The organism is Thermoflexus sp. (genome assembly GCF_042408365.1).
Lineage (GTDB): Bacteria > Chloroflexota > Anaerolineae > Thermoflexales > Thermoflexaceae > Thermoflexus.
On sequence record NZ_JBHOQJ010000041.1, the window covers coordinates 1 to 1,869 of the forward strand.

Genomic DNA, 1,869 nt, shown 5'->3' on the forward strand with positions numbered 1-1,869 from the left:
GGTGATCGGCGGCCGGCCGAGCTTCGTGGCGGCGGTGACCCCCGACCTCGTCGAGCGGGGCTTGGATGCCGTGCGGGTGGTGCGGGCGGTCGCCCAGGTGGTCGGCGGGAGCGGCGGCGGCCGGCCGACCCTCGCCCAGGCCGGAGGCCGGGACGTCAGCAAGATCGGCGAGGCCCTCCACCAGGCCCCCCGCCTGGTCTCCGAGTGGCTGAGGCGGCAGGCGCATTAGGCGATGTGGGAATCGCTTCAGCCCCTCCAGGGCGCGAAAGCCAAGCGGCGGGGCAGGTTGGATGCCTGCCCCGCCGCAATGTGTGTGGATACCTGCCCCGCATCTACCGCCGCAAAACCAGAGGGAGCATCGTCCGATACACCTCCGGCACGACCCGCAAGACGACCTGGAGCTCCTGGTCCGGGTTCTCCACGGATACCGACTGGGAAAGGGGCGACGGCACTGTGGCTTGCACCCGGATCGTCCCCGTGTAAACTCCGAGGCCCTTGCCCGACGGATCCACGACGAAGGAAAGGGACTGCGCGTCGGTTCCGGAATTCGCGTCCAGCGTGACGGGGAAGGGCGCGCTGATGCCCGACACCGTCCAGGAGAGAGGATCGGGGGTCGTGCTCCGCAGCCGGAACGCGCCCCGCAGCGGGGCAGGGGTGTCGACGTCGGAGAGCATGGTGACCGGCGTGGTCCAGAGAGGGCGGGCGGGGACTTTGTTCTTGATCATATCACGAAGGGCCTGCTCGGCCGGGCGGCCTTTGATGTCATAGAAGCGCATCTGATCACAGGGCGGGAGGCTGTTGGATGGGGCCTCGCTGAATCCATAATTGAAAACCAGCATGGCCCCCATCCATGGCCAGTTCGCGTCGGCCCATTGGTAGGCCTGCACCAGGTAAGTGGCCTGTTGATCGGGGGAGACGACCTGCCACTGCCGTCCGCTGAAGGAAGGATCGTCCCAGCATTCAGGCCGGCCGACCTGACGAGGGTCCACCAGCCATCCGAACTCCGTCGCCCAGATGGGCTTATCCACCCCGAACTCCCCCACCATGATCTGGCGGATCACCTCCACCGTTCGGAAGCAGAAGTCATTGGATCCGCATTCCGATCCAGGCGTGGCGGGCGCGGCGGTGGCGGACGCCGCGAAGCCATACGGGTGGAAGCCGAGGGCGTCGAGGCAGTTCGCCGCCCCCGCCTGGAGCATCTCCCGCAGGAACTCCCGCTCGTCCTGATAGTAGCCCGGACACCATCCGAGGCCGGGCGCGCAGTAGCCCTTGTGGCCGTTCCACTCGAAGGGCACCCGTCCGGTTGGGGCCAAGCCCGCCGAGACCACGATGGCCGTGGGGTCCGCTCGCTTGATCCGGCGGTAGGCTTCGCACAGGACCCGGGTGTAATCTGCGGCGTTCGGGGGTGCGGCCCAACCGTACGAGGCGTCCAGGTTCGGTTCGTTGCCGATCTCCCACGCCTCGATCCAGTCCGCTTGGGCCCGCGCCTCGCTCTCCAGCCAGTCCCCCCACGCGCTCAAATTGTTGAGAGTGCTGGCGTGGACCTCCACCCGCCGCAGGACGCGGTAGGGGAGGCGGCTTCCTGGGGAGCCGAACACTTTGGCCCAATCGAAGCCCATGTTCCCGATCCCGGGGTCTGCGGAGTTCAGGGGGTTGACCCCGTAACCCAGGTGGGGGGTGGATTGGGCGCGGGCGTCCAGGGGAACCGAAGAGGAAACGAGGGCCACCCCCAGGCCAACCCTCCCAAACCATACCAGCAGCCTCCACCATCCTCTGGATCGGAGCCTCATGGGTAGACCTCCCAGCCGGATGTTCGGCGTGACGCAATTGGTTTCTTGGGGGGAGCTTTCGGGGCGGAGCCGGGCGCCT

General features: G+C 67.7%; 2 protein-coding genes. One reads left to right on the forward strand and one right to left on the reverse strand.

What is annotated here, in order from left to right:
* Nucleotides 1-229: DHHA1 domain-containing protein (locus ACFMO5_RS01790; protein ID WP_376791059.1), on the forward strand; the 229-nt coding region annotated here is incomplete at its 5' end.
* Nucleotides 230-332: 103 nt separating this feature from the next.
* Here ACFMO5_RS01790 and ACFMO5_RS01795 read toward each other — a convergent pair.
* Nucleotides 333-1,790 carry a hypothetical protein gene (locus ACFMO5_RS01795; RefSeq protein WP_376791060.1) on the reverse strand — a complete coding sequence of 486 codons (1,458 nt, stop codon included), beginning with the start codon at nucleotides 1,788-1,790 and terminating at the stop codon, nucleotides 333-335.
* Nucleotides 1,791-1,869 lie beyond the last annotated feature (79 nt).

Excerpts from the sequence above, each read along its gene's own strand:
- ACFMO5_RS01795 (WP_376791060.1), bottom strand. The coding sequence starts at position 1,790 with ATGAGGCTCCGATCCAGAGGATGGTGGAGGCTGCTGGTATGGTTTGGG.